Here is a 19293-nt window from a genome sequence, read left to right on the forward strand (position 1 = left end):
ACATGAATATCAAGGTCAGCTATCCCAAGTGGTTTACCCTGGACCATAAGATCGCGTTCTTCTTCCCGCTGTAATTCCCCGCGGCGGCGCGGCATGCCTGCCATGTCACGAGCCCGCCTCCATTCCTGAACTGAAATAGCTGCACCCGTCTTCGCCTGTTTATTCTGGCGAGGCGATGTCGTGCACCTATTTACCAATATTTCCCACCTGCCGGACATTCTATTTTCGGCGGGGGAAGAGACTCATTCTGAATATTTAAATCTGGGGTGTTTATATTATGGAAAACTTCAAGCATCTGCCCGAACCCTTCCGTATTCGTGTCATCGAGCCGGTCAAACGCACCACCCGTGCCTATCGGGAAGAGGCCATTGTCCGGGCGGGCATGAACCCCTTCCTGCTGGACAGCGAAGACGTCTTCATCGACCTGCTGACCGACAGCGGCACCGGCGCCATCACCCAGGACATGCAGGCCGCCATGCTGCGCGGTGACGAGGCCTACAGCGGCAGCCGCAGCTACTATGCCCTGCAACAGGCGGTGCAGGAGATCTTCGGCTACTCCCTGACCATCCCCACTCACCAGGGGCGCGGCGCCGAGCAGATTTACATCCCCGTGCTCATCAAGAAGCGGGAGCAGGAGAAGGGGCTGGATCGCAAGAAGATGGTGGCCCTCTCCAACTACTTCTTCGACACCACCCAGGGCCACACCCAGATCAACTGCTGCGTGGCGAAGAACGTCTACACCAGGGAGGCGTTCGATACCTCGGTCACCGCCGACTTCAAGGGCAACTTCGATCTGGTGAAGCTGGAAGAGGCCATCCTGGAGGCGGGCCCCGCCAACGTGCCCTACATCGTCAGCACCATCACCTGCAACTCCGCCGGGGGGCAGCCGGTCTCCATTGCCAACCTGAAGGCGGTGTACGAGATCGCCAGAAAGTACGACATCCCGGTCATCATGGACTCCGCCCGCTTCGCCGAGAACGCCTACTTCATCCAGCAGCGGGAGCCTGGCTACGCGAACTGGACCATCGAGGAGATTACCAGAGAGTCCTACAAGTACGCCGACGGCCTCGCCATGTCGGCGAAGAAGGATGCCATGGTGCAGATGGGGGGGCTGCTGTGCTTCAAGGATGACAGCATGCTGGACGTCTACACCGAGTGCCGCACCTTGTGCGTGGTGCAGGAAGGCTTCCCGACCTATGGCGGCCTGGAAGGGGGCGCCATGGAGCGCCTGGCGGTGGGCCTGCGGGACGGCATGCGCCAGGACTGGCTGGCCTATCGCATCGGCCAGGTGCAGTACCTGGTGGACGGGCTGGAGGCCATCGGCGTGGTGTGCCAGCAGGCAGGGGGCCATGCGGCCTTCGTGGATGCGGGCAAGCTGCTGCCCCACATCCCGGCGGATCAGTTCCCGGCCCACGCCCTGGCCTGCGAGCTCTACAAGGTCGCCGGCATCCGCGCGGTGGAGATAGGTTCCCTGCTGCTGGGGCGCGACCCCGCCACCGGCAAGCAGCACCCCTGCCCGGCGGAGCTGCTGCGCCTGACCATCCCCCGTGCCACCTATACCCAGACCCACATGGACTTTGTCATCGAGGCCTTCGGCGAGGTGAAGAAGAACGCCCACCGGGTGAAGGGGCTGGACTTCATTTACGAGCCGGCCGTGCTGCGTCACTTCACCGCCAGACTGAAAGAGGTCGAGCATAACGACCCGTCAGCCGGCAAGACGCAGAAAAAATTGATAGAAGCATAACGAGTCAGGGGCACAGATTTTTCTGTGCCCTTTTTTTTCACTGCTCTGTGAAAGATTTGGAGTGACACACATGACATCAACACCGTCCGTCATCGGAGGGGCCTGCATCATTGCCAGCGTCTGTGTCGGTGCCGGCATGCTGGGGCTGCCGAGCGCGGGAGCCGGGGCCTGGACCAGCTGGTCAACCCTCGCCATCATTCTCACCATGGTCATCATGACGGTTTCAGGCTGGATGCTGCTGGAAGCCCTGAAACCCTACGCATTGACTGCCTCCTTCAACTCGGTGACCAAGGATCTGCTCGGTCGCAGGATCAATCTCTTCAACAACCTCACCGTCTATTTCGTGGGCGGCATTTTGCTCTATGCCTATATCACCTCGTCGGGTCTCATCCTGGGCGGCCTGCTGGGCATCAATAGCCAGCTGGCCTCGGTGTTGTTTGTGCTGGTGTTCTCCTGGTTTGTCTGGCATTCGACCCGGGCGGTGGACAGGATTTCGGTCGTCCTGATCGTTTTTATGGTGCTGAGCTTCGTGTTCGGGGTCTCCGGGCTTGCCAGCAAGGTCGACACCGCCAAGCTGTTCAACTCCTTTGCCGAGGAGCTGGGCCGCGCCCCTTACGCCCTGGCCATGTTGCCGGTGGCGCTCACCTCGTTTGGCTACCACCACTCGGTGGCATCGATGCGCGCCTACTACGGCGAGGAGCAGAAAGCCAGGCAGGCGATCCTGGGGGGGACCCTGATCGCCCTGGCGCTCTATCTGCTGTGGCTGCTCAGCATCTTCGGCAACCTGCCTCGTCCCGCCTTCGGCCCCGTCATCGCCAAGGGGGGCGACGTGGATGTGCTGCTCGGGGCGCTGGCCTCGGTGATCTAGTCCAGGCAGGTCTCCCAGGCCATCAACCTCTTCTCCATGGCGGCCATCCTCTCCTCCTTCATCGGGGTGGGGCTCGGGGTGTTCGACTATCTGGCGGATCTGTTCCGGTTCGACAACAGCCGCGCCGGTCGCACCAAGTCCTGGGCGGTGACCTTCCTGCCCCCCCTGGCGCTCTCCCTGATGTTCCCGTTCGGCTTCGTGGTGGCCATCGGCTATGCCGGGGCCGCGGCGACCGTCTGGGCCTGCATCATCCCGGCCCTGCTGGCGAAGAAGTCCCGGGAGCTGGCCCCGGACGAGGCGGGGTTCAAGGCTCCCGGCGGCCAGCCCATGGTGGTGGCCGTCATCGTCTTCGGGGTGCTTACCGCCATCTTCCACCTGATGGCCATGGCGGGTCTGCTGCCCGTCTACACCGGCTGACCCTGGTGTGCTGAACCTGGCCCCATCCCGAGCATATTCCACGGATGGGGCGCAGGATCCGGCCCGTTTCCCCCCATTTTCCCTCCGGATTTGATACCCGAAGGCATGCAGGGTAAAGTCCCCCGGCGCCAGCAGTGGCGAACGCAGGAGAAGCACGGCGGTGTGCCGTGACCAGTCGACAATCCGTTTGGGGGAGTAATGGAACAGAAACCATCGTTGGTGGGCGGGGCATGCATCATTGCCGGCGTCTGTGTGGGGGCCGGCATGCTGGGGCTGCCGAGTGCGGGGGCGGGCGCCTGGACCCTCTGGTCCATGCTCGCGGTGGCACTGACCATGGTGGTGATGACGGTCTCCGGCTGGATGCTGCTGGAGTCCTATCGGGGCTATCCTCTGCGCGTCTCCTTCGATACCGTGACCCGGGATCTGCTGGGGGAGAAGGTCAACGCCCTCAACAATCTCAGCGTTTATTTCGTCGGCGGCATCCTGCTCTATGCCTACATCACCTCGGCCGGTCTCATCATTGACGGCATGACGGGGATGGGCAGCCAGTGGGCGTCCGTGCTCTTTACCCTGGCCTTCTCCCTGCTGGTGTGGCACTCCACCCGGGCGGTGGACCGCATCTCGGTGTTGCTGGTGATCCTGATGGGGCTGAGCTTTGCCTTCGGCATCTCGGGCCTGTCGATGAACGTGCGCCTCGATCTGCTGCTCGACCGGGTGGGCAGCGAAGTGAGCTACGCCCCCTATGCCCTGGTGATGCTGCCGGTGGCGCTCACCTCGTTCGGCTACCACCATTCGGTCTCCTCCATGCGCGCCTACTACGGTGAAGAGCGTCGCGCCAGCCGCGCCATTCTGGGGGGCACCCTGATCGCGCTCGCGTTTTACCTCATCTGGCTGGTGAGCGTCTTTGGCAACCTGCCCCGCAGCGAGTTCGGCCCGGTGATCGCAGAGGGGGGCAACGTGGATGCCCTGCTCAAGGCTCTCGGTTCGGTGATCGAGTCCAAGGCGGTGGCCAGCGCCCTCAACGCCTTCTCCATGGCGGCCATCCTCTCCTCCTTCATCGGGGTGGGGCTCGGGGTGTTCGACTACCTGGCGGATCTGTTCAAGTTCGACAATAGCCGGGGTGGCCGCGCCAAGTCCTGGGCGGTGACCTTCCTGCCGCCCCTGGTGCTCTCCTTGCTGTTCCCGTTCGGCTTCCTGGTGGCCATCGGCTATGCGGGCGCCGTAGCGACCCTGTGGACCTGCATCATCCCGCCCCTGCTGGCCTGGAAGGTGCGGGCGGCCCGGCGCGAAGACGGTGGCGAGGGCTTCCGCGCCCCCGGCGGCCTCTTCATGATCGTCCTGGTGATCCTGTTCGGCGTGCTGACCGCCGCCTTCCACCTGCTCAACATGGTGGACCTGCTGCCCGCCTACAAGGGCTGAGCCGTTACCCGGGTCGCAGTGCCAGCACACAATGACAAAGAAGGAGCCTCATGGGCTCCTTCTTGCTTGTCACACAGGCAATATTGGCGTCGGTTACTGAATGCCGACCGACAGGGAGTGGGGGACCTTGGCGCCTTTACGGGCGGTGGCGCGCATCTGGTAGACCTGGATCAGGTACTTGCCCGACTTGGGCAGGGTGCCTTGCCATTTTGTGTCCACGTTGCCGCCGCCCAGTGCCTCGGCCTGACCCGGGATGGCGCCCGGTGCGAAGACGTTGAAGTTGGCATTGGTGCTGCCGGTGATGGCGACCGTCATGGTCTGGCCTTCTTTGGCGCCCAGGGTGTAGTTGATGGTGTCATAACCGGAGAAGGTGCCGTCAACCTTGGCGCTGTGCGCGCCTTTGGCGAAGTGCACCGGCACCGTGGTCACCTTGTCTGCCGCCTGAACCGAGGCCGCCATCATCATGGCCAGCAAGGCGGCCGTTACTGCTTTTTTCATTATGTATTGCTCCTGTGATCGGGCCCTGGCACGGGCCTCGAGGGGAAGATATGCCTGAACGATGACGCGACTCCATCGAAATGATGGGGCGGTCGGAGCGGGGGATGTTGCAAGATTTGGGGTATGCACAGACGGACATGGTGCCTTTTGGCCACAAGCCAGATGAACACAAGGTCGATGGGGTTTTATATGGCGAGTTCCCTGATACAGGGGGCGTTTTTGTCAACGTGGTGTTGACGAACAGGGTGCCCGCTGCGGCCATGAGTCTGCGACAGAATTGATCGCCCCGGGTCTCCTGCATGGTCAGGGCGCGGGAGGGCTTGCGGAAAAAGAGGACGTTAAGGTTGGCTGGTGCCCTCAGCCGCCATGGCCTGCTGCTCATAGCGCGCCACCGTGCCGTCCTGCTTCATTTGCCGGATCACGCCGGCAAGGGGGGCCAGCAGATCCTGATGCCGTTCGTGCAGATAGACGTAAGAATCGGCCAGCTCCATCACCCCGGCGGAGTAGATGCCGGCATAGCCCGGGTCCTGGCGCGTCAGGGCGGCCAGGGCCTGGCTGGCAATCAGGGTCTGCTCCACATAGAGGTCACTGCGCCCCTTGAGCAGCTTGCCCATCCCCTGCTCGGCGGTGGCGATGGCAAAGAGCCGGTCCGGTGCCACCACCTTGCCCAGCATCATCTCCGGCAGCTTGGCGCCACGGCGAAACTCGACCCGATAACCGGTGCCCTGCAGGCTGTGCCACCCCTGCAACTGGATCCCGGGCTGGTGGGCATAGGCTTGATAGGAGACGGCGAAATGGGGCTCGGGCACGCGCTGGAGGGTGCGGGTCTGCTGCTGGTAGCTGGCGGCGCGGTGGATCTCGCCATCGACCTGTCCCTGCTCTGCCAGCAGGGGGGCCCGTCCCCCGGGGTAGCCCTGGTACTGGAAGTCATAGCCCAGGCGGGCGAACGCATCCCGATAGATGAGATCGAGCCAGCGACCATAGGGGGACTCCCTGGTTTCAAGGGAGCTCACCAGTGTGATGTTGCCCCTGCCTTGCGCCCCCCATACCTGGAAGGCCAGCAGCAAGAGCAGTGAAAGAGCGAAGAAGCGGTATCCTGAAACCTGCGCCATGGTGTCCCTGTCAGAGCGGTGGTTGCAAAGGGTGACAGTCCCATCCTAGCCCAGGGGGTTGCCCGGTCCAGCGCTTTCTGCCGTCCGCCCGTGGACATCCTCCAGGCCGCCTCCCGTCCCGCCTTGCCCGAATGAACGCCAACCAAGGGAGATGGCCAGCGCCGCTCACAGGCTGGCGAAATCCACTTCGGGCAGGGTTTCGAAGCCGGGGCGGGCAAACAGATAGCCCTGCATCAGGCTGACGCCCATCTCCCGCAGGCAGGCCATCTCGTCGCGGGTCTCGACCCCTTCCGCCAGCGGGGTGATCTGCAACTCCGTAAACAGCGCCAGACAGTGGCGAACGATGGCCTGACGGATCGGGTCCTGGTCGATGCCGCGCAGCAGGTGCATGTCGAGTTTGATGATGTCGGGGCGAAAATCGGCCAGCAGACTCAGGCCCGAGTAACCGGCGCCAAAGTCGTCGATCGCCGTCTTGAAGCCAAGGGCCTGATAGTGATCCACGATGCCGCGAATATGGCGGTTGTCCTGCACCTGTTCCACCTCGGTGAACTCGAACATGATCTGCTCGATGGGAAAGAGATGCTCGCGGGCCGCCTGCAGGGTGGTGCGGATGCAGCGCTCCGGGCGATAGACCGCATTGGGCAGAAAGTTGATGCTCAGCATGCCCCGCATATCGAGCCGGGCGGCCAGCGCGATGGCCTTGATCCGGCACAGCTGGTCGAAGCGGTAGCGATTGCCGTCGTTGACCCGGGCAATCACGCTCTGCGCCGGCTCGTTGTTGAGCCCCCGCACCAGGGCCTCATAGCCGAAGAGGGTGCGCTGGCTGCAATCGACGATGGGCTGGAAGGCCATGGTGAAATCGAAGTCGAGATCCACCTGCTCATGACACTGCTGGCAGAGGGGGGAGGACGGGGCGGCAGGTATGTCCATGACGTTCCTTTCAAGGCGTGGGGTCGCGAGAGATTGCCTCAAAGGATAACAGCTCCTCTCTCGCCGGCAGAGGTTATTCCTTGGGGCTGGCGGGTATCGGGTAGAGGATTGTGTGGCAAAGTCGGGGCCATGATGGATTCGACAATGACCGATCAATACCAAGCAGCATACTCCGTAGGCTTCCGTCGCCCCGTAGGTTCGATTAGCGCAGCGTAATCGGACGAACGAGATGCTTTTGTTTCGGTTGTTCCTGTGAGCCTGCGGCGGCCAGCCGGAGTGGAAATATGGGTGGCCGTGATAGCGGGTGAATTCATTTACGCGAACGTCCGATTACGCCTGACGGCTAATCGAACCTACAGATTCTTACCATCTAATCAAGCAACGAGCGTCAATAACCAATCATAAAAGAGTTAACTTTATGATAAAACAGATTATTCTGTTGTCAGACGAATGGACTTAATATTCAGCGTGCAATATAGGAAGGTGATTGTTGTGACAGAAACAAAAGCACCATTTTCAGCTAGAAATCGTGGGGCATATCAACATATAGATAATTCTTTTCCCGATAGTGCCAAGGTGGCTGTTCTTCATATGCTTTACGATCTGGAAGAGAAAGGATATATACCAAGCTGGCCAACTATAGCTAAGGAGTTGCAAAGGATATCTAGAGTTCAACCTGTTTTATATGACAGATCATTAGTCAGAGACATTGAGAAAGCAAAATCTGACGTAGAGGAACTTTTATTTTCTTTGGCGTGGGATAAGGCATTTGATTTTTGTGAAAGAATATATGAGTACCTAGCTCAGGATGTTTTTCAGGGTTATGTAAATATAGAGTTAGTCAAAGAGAAAAGAGATGTTCAAATATATATAGCAAGTGAAATTGAACGTCTTATTCTTGAGGAGAATTTGGCATTTGAGTTTTCTGATGGTGTTGTGAGACGCCGCGGTCGCAGGCATACCGAAGATAAAGTAACTAGAGCACATGTTGTCATGGGTGATAGTAGGTTAAATGAGTCAAGAAAACACTATACAAAAGCTCTTAATTTTTTCAGAAATCCTACTGCTCCTGATTATGAGAATTGCGTGAAAGAGGCTGTTTGTGCAGTCGAGGCAGCCGGGAAAGCATTATTTCCCGCATCTAAAGCTGCAACTTTAGGTGACTTGGCAAAATGGTTTTTGAAAACTAATGACTATGAAATACCCAAAGCATTGGTAAAAACAATAGAAGGGATTTATGCCTATCGCAGCGGTGGAAATGGAGTGGGGCATGGTGGAGCAGAAGGTGGCGTTGCTACATTAGAGGTGGCTGAATATATTCTCGGTGTTGCAGCATCTCAGATAATATATTTTGTAGAGGTTGAGAGGTTAAATGATGAAATTCCATTTTGAATTATTATTGCTAACAAAACGGCGCCTTAACGGCGCCGTTTTTTATATCACTCACCCAACCAACATCACTGCAGCAGGGAGATATCCGCTACTTGCAGGAACAGGTTGCGCAGGTTGTTCAGCAGCGCCAGACGGTTGGCCTTGAGGGCTTCGTCGTCGGCCATCACCATCACCTCGTTGAAGAAGGTGTCGACCGGCTCGCGCAGGGCGGCCAGACGGGTGAGGGCAGCCTGATAGTCACCGGCGGCGAACAGCGGGGCCAGTTCGGCTTGCAGTTCGGCAACCTGGGTGGCCAGCGCCTTCTCGGCGGCATCGACCAGCAGTTCCGGTTTGACGGTAGTGGGCAGTGGAACCTCGACCTTGGCCAGAATGTTGCTCACGCGCTTGTTGGCGGCAGCCAGTGCCAGGGCGGCATCCAGCGTGCGGAAGTGGCTGACGGCCTTGACGCGACGATCGAAGTCGAGCGGACGGGTCGGGCGGCGGGCCAGTACGGCCAGCACCACGTCGGCACCGATGCCTTCGTCCTGATAGGCGGCGCGGAAGCGACCCAGCATAAAGTCGACCACGTCGGTGACGACGGTCTTGTTGGTCAGCTTGTCGCCGTAGACGCGTACCGCCTCTTCCACCAGTTCAACCAGATCCAGATCCAGCTGCTTCTCGGTCATGATGCGCAGGGCACCGATGGCGGCGCGGCGCAGGGCGAAGGGATCCTTGTCGCCTTTAGGCAGCATGCCGATGCCGAAGATACCGGCCAGGGTGTCGAACTTGTCGGCCAGCGCGACGGCGCAGGCAACCAGACCGGACGGCAGGGCATCACCGGCAAAGCGCGGCATGTACTGCTCGTTGAGGGCCACGGCAACCGCTTCGTCTTCGCCATCGTGACGGGCGTAGTGCATCCCCATGACACCCTGGGTGTCGGTGAACTCGCCGACCATGTTGGTCATCAGGTCACACTTGGAGAGCAGACCGGCACGCTTGGCCTGAGCCACGTCGGCACTATCGCCACCACTGATGCGCTCGGCGATAAAGCCGGCAACGGTCTCGATGCGCTCGACCTTGGCCTTGACGGTGCCGAGCTGTTGCTGGAACAGCACGGTTTCAAGGCGCGGCAGGCGGGAGGCCAGGGTCTGCTTGAGGTCGGTCTTGAAGAAGAACTCGGCGTCAGAGAGACGGGGGCGAACCACTTTCTCGTTGCCGCTGATGATCTGGCTCGGGTCTTTGGACTCGATGTTGGTGACGAAGATGAACTTCGGCAGCAGCTTGCCGTTCTTGTCGTAGACCGGGAAGTACTTCTGGTCACCCTTCATGGTGTGCACCAGCGCTTCAGCCGGCACGGCCAGGAACTTCTCTTCGAAGTTGGCGGTCAGCACCACCGGCCACTCGACCAGTGCGGTCACTTCTTCCAGCAGGGCGTCGTCCAGATCGGCCACGCCACCGAAGGCGGCAGCGGCCGCTTCGACGTCAGCCTTGATCTTGGCCTTGCGCGCCATGAAGTCGGCAATCACCATGCCGCGCTCCTGCAGGATCTGCGGGTACTGGCTGGCGTTGTCGATGGTGAACTCGCTCTCGCCCATAAAGCGGTGGCCGCGGATGGTGCGGGCAGAGTCGATACCCAGAATGTGGGCGGGCACCAGATCCCCATCCAGCAGCAGGGTCACGGTGAAGACCGGACGCACGAACTGGATGGTCTTGTCGCCCCAGCGCATCATTTTCGGGATCGGCAGCTTGGCCAGTGCTTGGCTAACCAGCTCGCCCAGCAATTCTTTGGCCGGACGACCTTCAACCTTGGCGGTGTGAACCAGCCACTCGCCCTTGTCGGTGACCAGACGCTCGGCCTGCTCAACGGTGATGCCGTTGCCACGGGCCCAGCCTTCGGCAGCCTTGGTCGGCTTGCCTTCGGCATCGAACGCCTGGGCCACGGCCGGGCCGCGCTTCTCGACGCTCTTGCTCGGCTGTTCGCCAGCCAGCTCGCTTACCTTCAGCGCCAGACGGCGCGGTGAAGCAAACCACTCGACGTCGCCGAAGGCCAGATCGGCCTTGGTCAGTTCGGCTTTGAAGTTGTCGGCAAAGGCTTCGGCCAGGGAGCGCAGGGCTTTGGGCGGCAGCTCAGCAGTACCGATCTCTACCAGAAATGTATGTTGTGCCATGTCCGTTCCTTAACCTTGCTTGTTCTCACTGCGCTGACACATAGGGAAGCCCAGCGCTTCGCGGGAGGCGTAGTATGCCTCTGCCACGGCCTTGGTCAGGGTGCGAATGCGCAGGATGTAGCGCTGACGCTCGGTGACCGAGATGGCCTTGCGGGCATCCAGCAGGTTGAAGGAGTGAGCGGCTTTGAGGATGCGCTCGTAGGCAGGCAGCGGCAGCGGTTTTTCCAGTGCCAGCAGGTTCTGGGCTTCCTTCTCGTACTGCTCGAAGCAGTGGAACAGGAACTCCACATCGGCGTGTTCGAAGTTGTAGGTGGATTGCTCCACTTCGTTCTGGTGGAACACGTCGCCGTAGGTGGTCTTGCCCAGGGGGCCGTCAGACCAGACCAGGTCGTAGACGCTGTCGACGCCCTGGATGTACATGGCCAGACGCTCGAGACCGTAGGTGATCTCGCCGGTGACCGGCTTGCATTCGAGGCCGCCAACCTGCTGGAAGTAGGTGAACTGGGTCACTTCCATGCCGTTCAGCCACACTTCCCAGCCCAGACCCCAGGCACCCAGCGTCGGGTTTTCCCAGTTGTCTTCCACGAAGCGGATGTCGTGGATCTCGGGATCCAGACCTAACTCTTTCAGGGAGCCCAGATAGAGTTCCTGAATGTTGTCGGGGGAGGGCTTGATGATCACCTGGAACTGGTAGTAGTGCTGCAGGCGGTTCGGGTTTTCACCGTAGCGGCCGTCAGTCGGACGGCGGGACGGTTGTACGTAGGCGCAGGCGATGGGCTCCGGGCCCAGGGCGCGCAGGCAGGTCATGGGGTGGGAGGTACCGGCACCCACTTCCATATCCAGCGGCTGAATGATGGTACAGCCCTGGCGGGACCAATAGTCCTGCAACTGCAGGATCAGGCCCTGAAAGGTTTTGACATCGAATTTTTGCATAGTGTTTTTCGCGCGAAATGAAATCAGAGCAAGATTTGCTGAATGTGAACCGAGGGAGTATACCGTCTGGCATGGTCGGATAATAGGCGAAATTACAGGGGATTAGTGGGGCTATGTTGCCGCTTGCCCTATGATGTCGCCGACGCAAGCGGCCTGCCGATGGCCGATGAAAAACAGGGGAGAGGAAATGGAACTGCGCTGCGCCTGGGTGACCAGAGACCCGGAATACATCGAATACCATGACAAGCAGTGGGGCAGGCCGGTGTATGACGCCCGCGAGTTGTTTGCCAAGCTCTGCCTCGATGGTCAACAGGCGGGGCTGTCGTGGATCACCATCCTCAAGCGCACCGAGAGCTACCATCGCGCCTATGCGGATTTTGATCCGGTGCGCATCGTGCAGTTCGACGACCAGGATGTGGAACGGCTGATGCAGGATACCGGCATCATTCGCAACCGGCTCAAGGTGCAGTCGATCATCAAAAACGCCCGCGCCTATCTGGCGCTGGAGGCGGAAGGCATCGACTTCGTCGATTATCTGTGGGGCTTCGTGGGCGGCGCCCCCATCGTCAACCAGCGTCAGGGCAACGGCGACATTCCGGCGACCTCGCCGGAGTCGGATGCCATGTCCAAGGCCCTCAAGAAGCGCGGCTTCACCTTCGTCGGCAGCACCATCTGCTATGCCTTCATGCAGGCGGTGGGCATGGTGAACGATCATCTGGTGACCTGCCCCTGCCACGCCGAGTGCCAGCAAGCAGCGGCGACGTGAAGGGGAAATGCACGAAGAAGGGAGGCTCAAGCCTCCCTTCTTTTTTTGCTCTGAATCAGCAGGGCTCAAGGGTGCGGTCGAGCGCCTCGCACACCTCGTGGCTGCTCATCAGCCGCACGAAGGGGCCGGCCAGGGTGGCGTTGTGATGGGCGATGATCTGGGGGGCGGTCAGTTGCGGCGTGTCCATGCAGGTGTGGGCATCGCTCACCAGCACTACGGTGTAGCCGAGATCTGCCGCCGCCCGGCAGGTTGTGTCGATGCAGTACTGGGTCTTCATGCCGGTGACGATCAGGGTCTGCACGCCGTCCTCTTTCAGCCAGCCATCAAGACCGGTGCCATGGAAGGCGCTGGGGCGCTGCTTGTCGAACACCCGATCGGCCTCGCCGACGACCAGCTCAGGCGCAAGCTGCCAGAACGGACTGCCGGCGGCGATGGGGCTGCCGGCCGGGCCCGTGTGGCGCACCGCCAGCACAGGGAGAGCGGCACTGCGGGCCGCCTGGCTCAGGCGATTGATGTTGGCCAGGGTCTCGGCCCCGGCATGGGGGGCTTCCGGGCCGTGAAGGAGGCCCACCTGGATGTCGATGATGAGCAGCGCGGGGCGGGAAAGGGACGACATGGTCATGGCTCCGTGAGAAATGTCACCCACTCTGGGGTCATGGGCTCTTATGAGACAACCCGCATATGGGGGGGCTCCATCGCGCCAGACCCATGGAGCATGTTGCCGTTGCACCGGGCCAGGGGCCTTTTCGCCCCTTGGTACAGCCGGGATACAGTCACACGGGTTCACCATCGGGATCGTCATCACGAGGGAGTCCCGTGTCACTGAGCGCCGTTCGCCCTCTCTTCCCCGGCCTGATCGGCTGCACTCTGGGGATGACGTTGCTCGTCAGGGCAAACATGAGGGGAAGCCGGCCCTGTGCAAGAAGGTCCGAGGTTGCACAGACGACGCCCCCGAGGGCCGAGTCTGCGCTACCGGGATCTTGCCCCTCCCCTATCATTGAAAGACGCCGGACCGGTTCAGGTTGTCTGGCGAAGGAGCCATCATGAAGAAGTCCGTATTGGCGCTGCTTGCCGCCACCGCCTTGCTGGCCGCCCTGCCTGCACAGGCCACCAAGCAGGCCCAGGAGCGCCGTGACGCCCGCGATGTGCGTCAGGATACCCGTCAGGAGTCCCGTGACGCGAAACAGGAGTGTCGTGAGGGGGTGGTGGGCAATGCCGACTGCCGCCAGGAGCATCGTGACAACAAGCAGGAGGGGCGAGACAAGGCCCGGGATATCAAATATTGATGCGGGCCCGTCCGAAGACGGCCTGCACCGGGTAAGTCGCTAGGGGCAGGGGGGCGTGTTGCCCCCTGCCCATCTTCGCAATGCGCGCGTCACACTCTGGCGCCTCTCTGGGTTAGAATGCGCGGCCATCGGCTAGAGTCGTTCTTTTTCAGAGGTTTTTTCATGCATTTCAAGAAACTGGTTCCTGCACTTGCCCTGACCGTCGCCATCACTGGCTGTACCACCAACCCCTATACCGGTGAATCCCAGACCTCCAAGGGCGCCTGGGGCGCGTTGGCGGGTGCGGCGACCGGCGCAGCCGTGGGGGCGCTCTCCTCCAGCAAGGGCGACCGCAAAAAGGGCATCCTGACTGGCGTCGCCGCCGGTGCGGCCCTGGGTGGCGGTATCGGTTACTACATGGATGTGCAGGAAGCCAAGCTGCGCGAGAAGCTGCAAGGCACCGGCGTCAGCGTGACCCGCAACGGTGATCAGCTGATCCTCAACATGCCGAACAACGTCACCTTCGACAGCTCCAGCGCCCAGCTGAAAGCCGCCGGTGCCAACACTCTGTCCGGCGTGGCCCTGGTGGTTGCCGAGTTCGACAAGACCCGTCTGAACGTGGTCGGCCACACCGACAGCACCGGCTCCCGCGAGCTGAACATGAAGCTCTCCCGGGATCGCGCCGATGCCGTCGCCGCCCAGCTGATCGGCCAGGGCGTGTCCGGCAGCCGCATCGCCATCAGCGGTGTGGGTCCGGATCAGCCGGTGGCCAGCAACAGCACCGCCGAAGGCAAGGCCCAGAACCGTCGGGTGACCATCACCCTGACCCCGACCGCCTAAGAGGTCCGGTTCGATGCCATGAAAAAGGCCCCGCCAGCGATGGCGGGGCCTTTTGTTATTAGGCGTTGCGGGCTTTAGACGGCTGCAGTCAGCTGCACTTCCACCTTGTAGCCTTCGTGAGCGAGGCGGGCTTGTACGCAGGCACGGACCGGCGCTGTGCCCGCCGGGATCCAGGCATCCCACTGCGCGTTGAAGGCGGCGATGTCTTCAATGTCCTTGAGATAGATGTTGGCCATCAGGATCCTGTCGACGCCGGAGCCGTTGGCTTCCAGCAGACGCTGCAGGCTTTCCAGCACTTCACGGGTCTGCTGGTGGATGTCGGCGGTCTCGGTGGCGGGCACTTCCACCACGTAGAGGGTGCCGTTGTGGATGACCACATCAGACCAGCGCTGGGTGGTCCCGATACGGGTAATGGTTGTCATGTTTGCTCCGGTACGGGGTTATTGACCCTTGCGGATCAGGTAGCGGTAAGGGGCCTGCTCAGTCTCGCTGGCGACCAGGGTATGGTCCATGAAGCGGCAGAAGCTGGGAATGTCGCGGGTGGTGGAGGGGTCGTCGGCGCTGACCAGCAGGGTCTCCCCATCCGCCATCAGCCGCACTTTCTTGCGAACCATCATCACGGGTTCGGGGCAACGAAGCCCGATTGCGTCCAGCTCGTGGGTCGCATTGCAGAATTCAGTACTCATGAATAATCAACCTTCAGCCGCACCTTCTTGCGCGCTATCGTCACGGGTTCGGGGCAACGAAGCCCAATTGCGTCCAGCTCGTGGGTCGCATTGCAGAATACAGTACTCATGAATAATCAACCTTCAGCCGCACCTTCTTGCGCGCCATCGTCACGGGCTCGGGGCAACGAAGCCCGATTGCGTCCAACTCGTGCGTTGCGCCGCAGAATAAAGCACTCATCAATAATCAACCTTCAACCAATTCGGCCAGCAATGATACTCACGGCGAAAAAATAATCAAACCACGGGGCAGTTATGCAGCATATGCTACCAAAATGTGAACCGGCTCTACCCAGGCTTCGCTCGATGAGTAATATAAAAATTGAACCATATTCAACAAGGAGGTGTGAATATGCAGGTCTCCTACGGCAGATTGCAAGCCTACGCAGGCATGGGGTTCTTGTCGTTCGCCATGATAGTGCTGGGCAGCCCGATAGGTAATACCGGTACCTGGTTCGGCTCCATGGTGATGATAGGGCTGGGGCTCTGGATCGAGCTCAGCGACTACTACGACGAGGATGAGGACGAGAACGATCCCTCCTGAGAGCCTGGCTCTTGGCACTCAAAGGCGGACGATGTCCGCCTTTGTCATTTCTGCTCCGCGCCGGAACGGGTCGAGCGCATGGCGCGTTCCAGCTGCTGCGCCGTCTGCTCGGGGTTGGCCCTGGCGTCGTTGAAGAAGCTGCTCAGCACATCCATGATCCCCTGGCGCATGTTGGTGGGCACCGCCATCCCCTCCGCCATGCTGGGCAGCAGGTTGTCCTGTTGCTCGGCGTGGAGGAAATCCTGATAGGAGCGGATGGCGCAGCGATCGAACTTGCTCATGTCCGGCTTGATGAGCGCCGGGATGGAGCCCTTCACCCGGTTGAACTCCTCCTGAAAGCGCGGCGTCATCAACAGCCTGGCCAGCTCGCCCTGGGCCTGCAACTGGGCGGGATCCCGCTGCTTGAACATGGCGATGGAGTCGAGGTTGTAGCTGAACAACCCCTGGCTGCCCGGGCTTGGCAGGCACTCGATATCCTCGCCGGGGCGGTAGTTGCCTGCACTCAGCTCGCCTTTCACCCAGTCCCCCATCACCTGCATGGCGGCGCCGCCGCTCTCCAGCAGGTTGGTGGCCTGGTGCCATTTCAGGCCGGCGTATTTCTCGGGCACATAAGCGCGCAACTGCTGGAAGCGGGTCAGCACCCGCACCATGTCGGGGCCGGTCAGGGTGGCGCTGTCCTGTTCGAGGAAGGCCTTGCGATAGAAGGTCTTGCCCCCTTCGCCGAGGGCCACCGTTTCGAACAGCACCGCGATCTGCCAGGGTTCATTGCCGATGGCGAGGGGGGTGATGCCCTGCTCCTTGAGCTTGTCCGCCACCGCCACGAACTGGGCCCAGTCGGTGGGGGGCTTGAGCCCCTGTCGCTCGAATACCTTGCGGTTGAGCCACAGCCAGTTGACCCGGTGGATGCCGGTGGGGACCGCCATCAGGGCGCCGTTCTGGCTGAGGGTATCGCGCACCATGGGGGGCAGCTGAGGGTACCAGCCGAGGTGCTCGGCCATGGGGGTGAGGTCGCGCAGAAAGCCCAGGCTGCCCCACTCGTGCAGCTCGAACCCCTTGAGGTGGGCTGCCTCCGGCGGGTTTGCCGCCAGGGCCCGGCTCTTGAGCACCGTCATGGCGCTCTTGCCGCCCCCCCCCTGTACCGCGAAGTCGTTCCACTGGTTGCCCTGTTCGGCCCACTCGGACTTGAGCACTTCCACGGCCCTGGCCTCGCCGCCGGAGGTCCACCAGTGCAATACCTCCACCTGGGAGGCACAAACGGGCAGGGAGAGCAGGGCGATGACAGAAAAAGACAACCACTTCATACATTACTGCCTTGGTAGGGAGAGGGTGGCCTGCAGGCCGCCCTGGGGGCGATTTTCCAGCACCAGGTCGCCGCCGTGGGCGTGGGCTATGTTGCGGGCGATGCCAAGGCCCAGCCCGGTGCCGGCGGCATCGGTGCTGAGGCGGTAGTAGGGCTCGAAGATGCGCTCGAACTGATCGTCCGGCAGACCGGGCCCCTCGTCCATGATGAAGAGGATCAACATCTCCTCGTCATCCATGATGATGATGCGCACCTTCTGGCCGTACTTGATGCCGTTGTCCACCAGGTTGCCGATGCAGCGCTTGAGGGCCAGCAGCTTGCCGCGATAGGGCCACTTGCAGTGCCCCTCGATGGTGAGCAGATCCTCGTGCAGGTTCATGGCCTCCGCCATCTGCTCCAGCAGGGCGTTGACGTCGATCTGCTCAAGGTTCTCGTGAATGTCCGTCTCTTTGACCGTCTGCAGCGCCCCTTTGACCATCAGCTCCAGCTCGTCCAGGTCCTTGTTGAACTTGGCGATCTGCACCTCGTCGTCCAGCAGTTCGACCCGCAGTCGCAGCCGGGTGATGGGGGTCTTGAGGTCGTGGGAGATGGAGCTGAAGAGGCGCTCCCGATCGTCGATGAAGCGGCGAATGCGCTGCTGCATGATGTTGAAGGCGCGGGTCGCCGCCACGATTTCGGAGGCACCCTCCTCTTTGAGGGACGGCTGGTCGATGTCCTTGCCGAGGTTGACCGCTGCCTTGGCGAGGCGACGCAGGGGGCGGGTCTGCCAGCGCACCAGCATGAAGGTGAAGAAGCAGAGGAAGACCGTCATCAGGGCGATGAAACGCACCTGATTGCTTGGCATCACGGTGTCATCCAGCGTCATGTAGGGGGCGGGCAGCAGGGCCGCCAGATAGAGCCACTCCCCCGGTTCTATCTCGATCTGGGTCACCAGCACCGGCGGATTGATGGGCTCCAGGGACAGGGTGTAGCGGGCCCAGGAGGAGGGGAGATCCGCCAGCAGGGTGTCGTTGTTGAAGACGTGCAGCTCCTCGGGGCGGGAGAAGTCCACCTTGATCGCCATGGCGTCGGAGAGTTTGCGGCTGAGCACCTCCTGCACCTCTTTGAGCACCAGCGTCTTGCGCTCGCTGTCGGGGATGGCGCTGATGTGGATCTCTTCCTCGTTCAGGGAGACGAAGAAGCGGCTGCCGCCCATGTTGCGCAGCTGATCCAGGGCAATGTGGCGGTATTGCAGGGGCAGGGACTTGAAGAAGTTGACGGTGGAAGCCGCCGACAGCGCCAGGTTGCGGGTGGTGCTGAGCATGCCCTCCAGCTCCCGCTTCTGGATCTGCTGCATCCAGATGCCGGTGAGGATGGTCTGGGAGAGCAGGATGGCGAGCAGCAACAGCAGCAGCATCCGCGACAGCAGGGAGCGGGGCACCAGGGCCCGCCAGAACTTCTGCCCCGTCATGGCAGCGTGTGTCTCTTGTCGATCAGCATGGGGTGCTTACCTCTGTGCCTTGCCGTTGCCCCGTGATGGGTCTCTCTTCTGCCCGTTCAAGGTCTCGCCGTAGCGTCTGTCTGTTACGGGATCTCGTGGACTTCGGCGATCAGCATGTAGCCGCTGCCGCGAATGGTCTTGATGATGCGCGGGCTCTTGCCGTTGTCACCCAGCTTCTGGCGCAGGCGGCTGATCTGCACATCGATGCCGCGTTCCATGGGCAGGCTCTCGCGACCGCGGGTGGCGTCCGAGATGGTATCCCGGTCCAGCACCACGCCGGGCTGCTGCAGGAACATGCCGAGCAGCAGGGCATCGCTGCCGGAGAGATCCAGCAGACTGCCATCTTCGTGGGTCAGCTGGTGGCTCAGGGTGTCCAGGGTCCACTCGGCGAAGCGCAGCCGACGGCTCGGTTCCTTTTCTTTCTCCGGCTGGCGGAATTCGGCGCGGCGCAGCAGCGCCTTGATGCGGGCCTGCAGTTCGCGCGGGCTGAACGGCTTGGCGATGTAGTCGTCGGCGCCAAGTTCCAGACCGATCACCCGATCCGCTTCGTCGGAGGCGGCGGTCAGCATGATGATGGGTACCTGGGAGTCGCGGCGGATCTGCTGGCAGAGGGTAAAGCCGTCGTCGCCGGGCATCATGATGTCCAGAATGATGAGGTCCGGGCTGTGCTGGGCCAGTTGTTGGCGCATCTCGTTCCCTTCGGCCGCGGTCAGTACCTCGAAACCAGCCCGGGTCAGGTACTCGTTGAGCAGCTCGCGGATCTCCCGATCGTCGTCGACGATAAGCAGTTGTTTGCTCGTTGACATATGTATGTGCATCCACCCATTTTTTTGTGCAGATTGAACCTGTCGGGGGAGCAAAAAGCAAGCAAGCCCCCCCTCTAATGTGAAGTTATGGGCAATATAGCCTCAGG

20 protein-coding genes and 2 pseudogenes are annotated in these 19293 nt (G+C 61.2%); 10 read left to right on the top strand and 12 right to left on the bottom strand.

The annotated features are described in order from the left end of the window. Positions 1–2: 2 nt before the first annotated feature. The 4 genes and pseudogenes from tnaC to AB5Y68_RS19060 all read left to right on the top strand — a co-directional run bounded on the left by tnaC (position 3) and on the right by AB5Y68_RS19060 (position 4448). Positions 3–74, top strand: a complete 72-nt coding sequence (tnaC, locus tag AB5Y68_RS19045; protein ID WP_223302601.1) for a tryptophanase leader peptide — start codon at positions 3–5, stop codon at positions 72–74. A 203-nt stretch (positions 75–277) separates the two neighbouring features. Next, positions 278–1744, top strand: a complete 1467-nt coding sequence (gene tnaA / locus AB5Y68_RS19050) for a tryptophanase (protein ID WP_010672391.1) — start codon at positions 278–280, stop codon at positions 1742–1744. Between the two features lie 70 nt (positions 1745–1814). Further along, positions 1815–3029: pseudogene (locus AB5Y68_RS19055) on the top strand (aromatic amino acid transporter). A gap of 198 nt (positions 3030–3227) precedes the next feature. Beyond that, a complete protein-coding gene (locus AB5Y68_RS19060) occupies positions 3228–4448 on the top strand; it encodes an aromatic amino acid transporter (protein WP_039041010.1) in 1221 nt (406 codons plus the stop codon). A gap of 93 nt (positions 4449–4541) precedes the next feature. Here the strand turns inward: AB5Y68_RS19060 and AB5Y68_RS19065 are convergent, their stop codons facing one another. Then, positions 4542–4946 carry a hypothetical protein gene (locus AB5Y68_RS19065; RefSeq protein WP_010672394.1) on the bottom strand — a complete coding sequence of 135 codons (405 nt, stop codon included), beginning with the start codon at positions 4944–4946 and terminating at the stop codon, positions 4542–4544. 104 nt (positions 4947–5050) lie between these two features. On the opposite strand from AB5Y68_RS19065, the gene AB5Y68_RS19070 reads away from it, so the two are divergent. Then, a complete protein-coding gene (locus AB5Y68_RS19070) occupies positions 5051–5227 on the top strand; it encodes a hypothetical protein (protein ID WP_368207479.1) in 177 nt (58 codons plus the stop codon). A 57-nt stretch (positions 5228–5284) separates the two neighbouring features. On the opposite strand, the gene AB5Y68_RS19075 is transcribed toward AB5Y68_RS19070, so the two are convergent. Both AB5Y68_RS19075 and AB5Y68_RS19080 read right to left on the bottom strand, forming a co-directional pair. Continuing rightward, on the bottom strand, positions 5285–6058 hold the full coding sequence (locus tag AB5Y68_RS19075) for a hypothetical protein (protein ID WP_219596321.1): 774 nt from the start codon (positions 6056–6058) through the stop codon (positions 5285–5287). Positions 6059–6223: 165 nt separating this feature from the next. Further along, entirely contained in the window at positions 6224–6988 is a 765-nt protein-coding gene (locus AB5Y68_RS19080; RefSeq protein ID WP_039041013.1) for an EAL domain-containing protein, read from the bottom strand. A 492-nt stretch (positions 6989–7480) separates the two neighbouring features. On the opposite strand from AB5Y68_RS19080, the gene AB5Y68_RS19085 reads away from it, so the two are divergent. Next, entirely contained in the window at positions 7481–8380 is a 900-nt protein-coding gene (locus AB5Y68_RS19085; protein WP_152610207.1) for a hypothetical protein, read from the top strand. Positions 8381–8445: 65 nt separating this feature from the next. Here the strand turns inward: AB5Y68_RS19085 and glyS are convergent, their stop codons facing one another. Both glyS and glyQ read right to left on the bottom strand, forming a co-directional pair. Next, positions 8446–10527: a glycine--tRNA ligase subunit beta gene (gene glyS / locus AB5Y68_RS19090; RefSeq protein ID WP_039041014.1), complete on the bottom strand. Its 2082-nt coding sequence runs from the start codon at positions 10525–10527 to the stop codon at positions 8446–8448. Positions 10528–10536: 9 nt separating this feature from the next. After that, positions 10537–11460 (bottom strand): glycine--tRNA ligase subunit alpha, encoded by a 924-nt coding sequence (gene glyQ / locus AB5Y68_RS19095; RefSeq protein WP_039041015.1) that lies wholly within the window; start codon positions 11458–11460, stop codon positions 10537–10539. A 187-nt stretch (positions 11461–11647) separates the two neighbouring features. Here glyQ and AB5Y68_RS19100 point away from each other — a divergent pair, with 187 nt between their 5' ends. Further along, on the top strand, positions 11648–12226 hold the full coding sequence (locus tag AB5Y68_RS19100) for a DNA-3-methyladenine glycosylase I (RefSeq protein WP_039041016.1): 579 nt from the start codon (positions 11648–11650) through the stop codon (positions 12224–12226). A 55-nt stretch (positions 12227–12281) separates the two neighbouring features. On the opposite strand, the gene AB5Y68_RS19105 is transcribed toward AB5Y68_RS19100, so the two are convergent. Next, positions 12282–12842, bottom strand: coding sequence for a cysteine hydrolase family protein (locus tag AB5Y68_RS19105; protein ID WP_039041017.1), 561 nt, complete (start codon positions 12840–12842; stop codon positions 12282–12284). A gap of 427 nt (positions 12843–13269) precedes the next feature. Here AB5Y68_RS19105 and AB5Y68_RS19110 point away from each other — a divergent pair, with 427 nt between their 5' ends. Together AB5Y68_RS19110 and AB5Y68_RS19115 are read left to right on the top strand one after the other, a co-directional pair. Continuing rightward, a complete protein-coding gene (locus AB5Y68_RS19110) occupies positions 13270–13512 on the top strand; it encodes a hypothetical protein (protein ID WP_039041018.1) in 243 nt (80 codons plus the stop codon). A 162-nt stretch (positions 13513–13674) separates the two neighbouring features. Then, positions 13675–14331, top strand: a complete 657-nt coding sequence (locus tag AB5Y68_RS19115) for an OmpA family lipoprotein (RefSeq protein ID WP_010672405.1) — start codon at positions 13675–13677, stop codon at positions 14329–14331. 74 nt (positions 14332–14405) lie between these two features. Here the strand turns inward: AB5Y68_RS19115 and AB5Y68_RS19120 are convergent, their stop codons facing one another. The 3 genes and pseudogenes from AB5Y68_RS19120 to AB5Y68_RS19130 all read right to left on the bottom strand — a co-directional run. Further along, positions 14406–14753: a RidA family protein gene (locus tag AB5Y68_RS19120; protein WP_039041019.1), complete on the bottom strand. Its 348-nt coding sequence runs from the start codon at positions 14751–14753 to the stop codon at positions 14406–14408. Positions 14754–14771: 18 nt separating this feature from the next. Beyond that, positions 14772–15017 carry a sulfurtransferase TusA gene (tusA, locus tag AB5Y68_RS19125; protein WP_041214136.1) on the bottom strand — a complete coding sequence of 82 codons (246 nt, stop codon included), beginning with the start codon at positions 15015–15017 and terminating at the stop codon, positions 14772–14774. 124 nt (positions 15018–15141) lie between these two features. Further along, a pseudogene (locus AB5Y68_RS19130) lies at positions 15142–15237 on the bottom strand (sulfurtransferase TusA); the annotation flags it as partial. A gap of 171 nt (positions 15238–15408) precedes the next feature. Between AB5Y68_RS19130 and AB5Y68_RS19135 the strand changes: the two are divergent. Next, complete coding sequence (locus AB5Y68_RS19135; protein ID WP_010672410.1) at positions 15409–15600, top strand: hypothetical protein; 192 nt, start codon at positions 15409–15411, stop codon at positions 15598–15600. A gap of 44 nt (positions 15601–15644) precedes the next feature. Here AB5Y68_RS19135 and AB5Y68_RS19140 read toward each other — a convergent pair whose 3' ends face one another. The 3 genes from AB5Y68_RS19140 to AB5Y68_RS19150 all read right to left on the bottom strand — a co-directional run bounded on the left by AB5Y68_RS19140 (position 15645) and on the right by AB5Y68_RS19150 (position 19186). Then, on the bottom strand, positions 15645–16901 hold the full coding sequence (locus AB5Y68_RS19140; protein WP_039041362.1) for an ABC transporter substrate-binding protein: 1257 nt from the start codon (positions 16899–16901) through the stop codon (positions 15645–15647). A 3-nt stretch (positions 16902–16904) separates the two neighbouring features. Then, positions 16905–18350, bottom strand: a complete 1446-nt coding sequence (locus AB5Y68_RS19145) for an ATP-binding protein (protein WP_010672412.1) — start codon at positions 18348–18350, stop codon at positions 16905–16907. A 113-nt stretch (positions 18351–18463) separates the two neighbouring features. Continuing rightward, positions 18464–19186, bottom strand: a complete 723-nt coding sequence (locus AB5Y68_RS19150) for a response regulator (RefSeq protein WP_010672413.1) — start codon at positions 19184–19186, stop codon at positions 18464–18466. Positions 19187–19293 lie beyond the last annotated feature (107 nt).

Origin of the sequence: Aeromonas sp. R6-1 (genome assembly GCF_040908165.1) — a bacterium.
Taxonomy (GTDB): domain Bacteria; phylum Pseudomonadota; class Gammaproteobacteria; order Enterobacterales; family Aeromonadaceae; genus Aeromonas; species Aeromonas caviae.

What these genes read in the sequence shown, in the direction of transcription:
- tnaA (WP_010672391.1), top strand. Translation starts at nt 278, where the DNA reads ATGGAAAACTTCAAGCATCTGCCCGAACCCTTCCGTATTCGTGTCATC.
- AB5Y68_RS19060 (WP_039041010.1), top strand. Translation starts at nt 3,228, where the DNA reads ATGGAACAGAAACCATCGTTGGTGGGCGGGGCATGCATCATTGCCGGC.
- AB5Y68_RS19065 (WP_010672394.1), bottom strand. Translation starts at nt 4,946, where the DNA reads ATGAAAAAAGCAGTAACGGCCGCCTTGCTGGCCATGATGATGGCGGCC.
- AB5Y68_RS19070 (WP_368207479.1), top strand. Translation starts at nt 5,051, where the DNA reads ATGTTGCAAGATTTGGGGTATGCACAGACGGACATGGTGCCTTTTGGC.
- AB5Y68_RS19075 (WP_219596321.1), bottom strand. Translation starts at nt 6,058, where the DNA reads ATGGCGCAGGTTTCAGGATACCGCTTCTTCGCTCTTTCACTGCTCTTG.
- AB5Y68_RS19080 (WP_039041013.1), bottom strand. Translation starts at nt 6,988, where the DNA reads ATGGACATACCTGCCGCCCCGTCCTCCCCCCTCTGCCAGCAGTGTCAT.
- glyS (WP_039041014.1), bottom strand. Translation starts at nt 10,527, where the DNA reads ATGGCACAACATACATTTCTGGTAGAGATCGGTACTGCTGAGCTGCCG.
- glyQ (WP_039041015.1), bottom strand. Translation starts at nt 11,460, where the DNA reads ATGCAAAAATTCGATGTCAAAACCTTTCAGGGCCTGATCCTGCAGTTG.
- AB5Y68_RS19100 (WP_039041016.1), top strand. Translation starts at nt 11,648, where the DNA reads ATGGAACTGCGCTGCGCCTGGGTGACCAGAGACCCGGAATACATCGAA.
- AB5Y68_RS19105 (WP_039041017.1), bottom strand. Translation starts at nt 12,842, where the DNA reads ATGTCGTCCCTTTCCCGCCCCGCGCTGCTCATCATCGACATCCAGGTG.
- AB5Y68_RS19110 (WP_039041018.1), top strand. Translation starts at nt 13,270, where the DNA reads ATGAAGAAGTCCGTATTGGCGCTGCTTGCCGCCACCGCCTTGCTGGCC.
- AB5Y68_RS19115 (WP_010672405.1), top strand. Translation starts at nt 13,675, where the DNA reads ATGCATTTCAAGAAACTGGTTCCTGCACTTGCCCTGACCGTCGCCATC.
- AB5Y68_RS19120 (WP_039041019.1), bottom strand. Translation starts at nt 14,753, where the DNA reads ATGACAACCATTACCCGTATCGGGACCACCCAGCGCTGGTCTGATGTG.
- tusA (WP_041214136.1), bottom strand. Translation starts at nt 15,017, where the DNA reads ATGAGTACTGAATTCTGCAATGCGACCCACGAGCTGGACGCAATCGGG.
- AB5Y68_RS19135 (WP_010672410.1), top strand. Translation starts at nt 15,409, where the DNA reads ATGCAGGTCTCCTACGGCAGATTGCAAGCCTACGCAGGCATGGGGTTC.
- AB5Y68_RS19140 (WP_039041362.1), bottom strand. Translation starts at nt 16,901, where the DNA reads ATGAAGTGGTTGTCTTTTTCTGTCATCGCCCTGCTCTCCCTGCCCGTT.
- AB5Y68_RS19145 (WP_010672412.1), bottom strand. Translation starts at nt 18,350, where the DNA reads ATGACGGGGCAGAAGTTCTGGCGGGCCCTGGTGCCCCGCTCCCTGCTG.
- AB5Y68_RS19150 (WP_010672413.1), bottom strand. Translation starts at nt 19,186, where the DNA reads ATGTCAACGAGCAAACAACTGCTTATCGTCGACGACGATCGGGAGATC.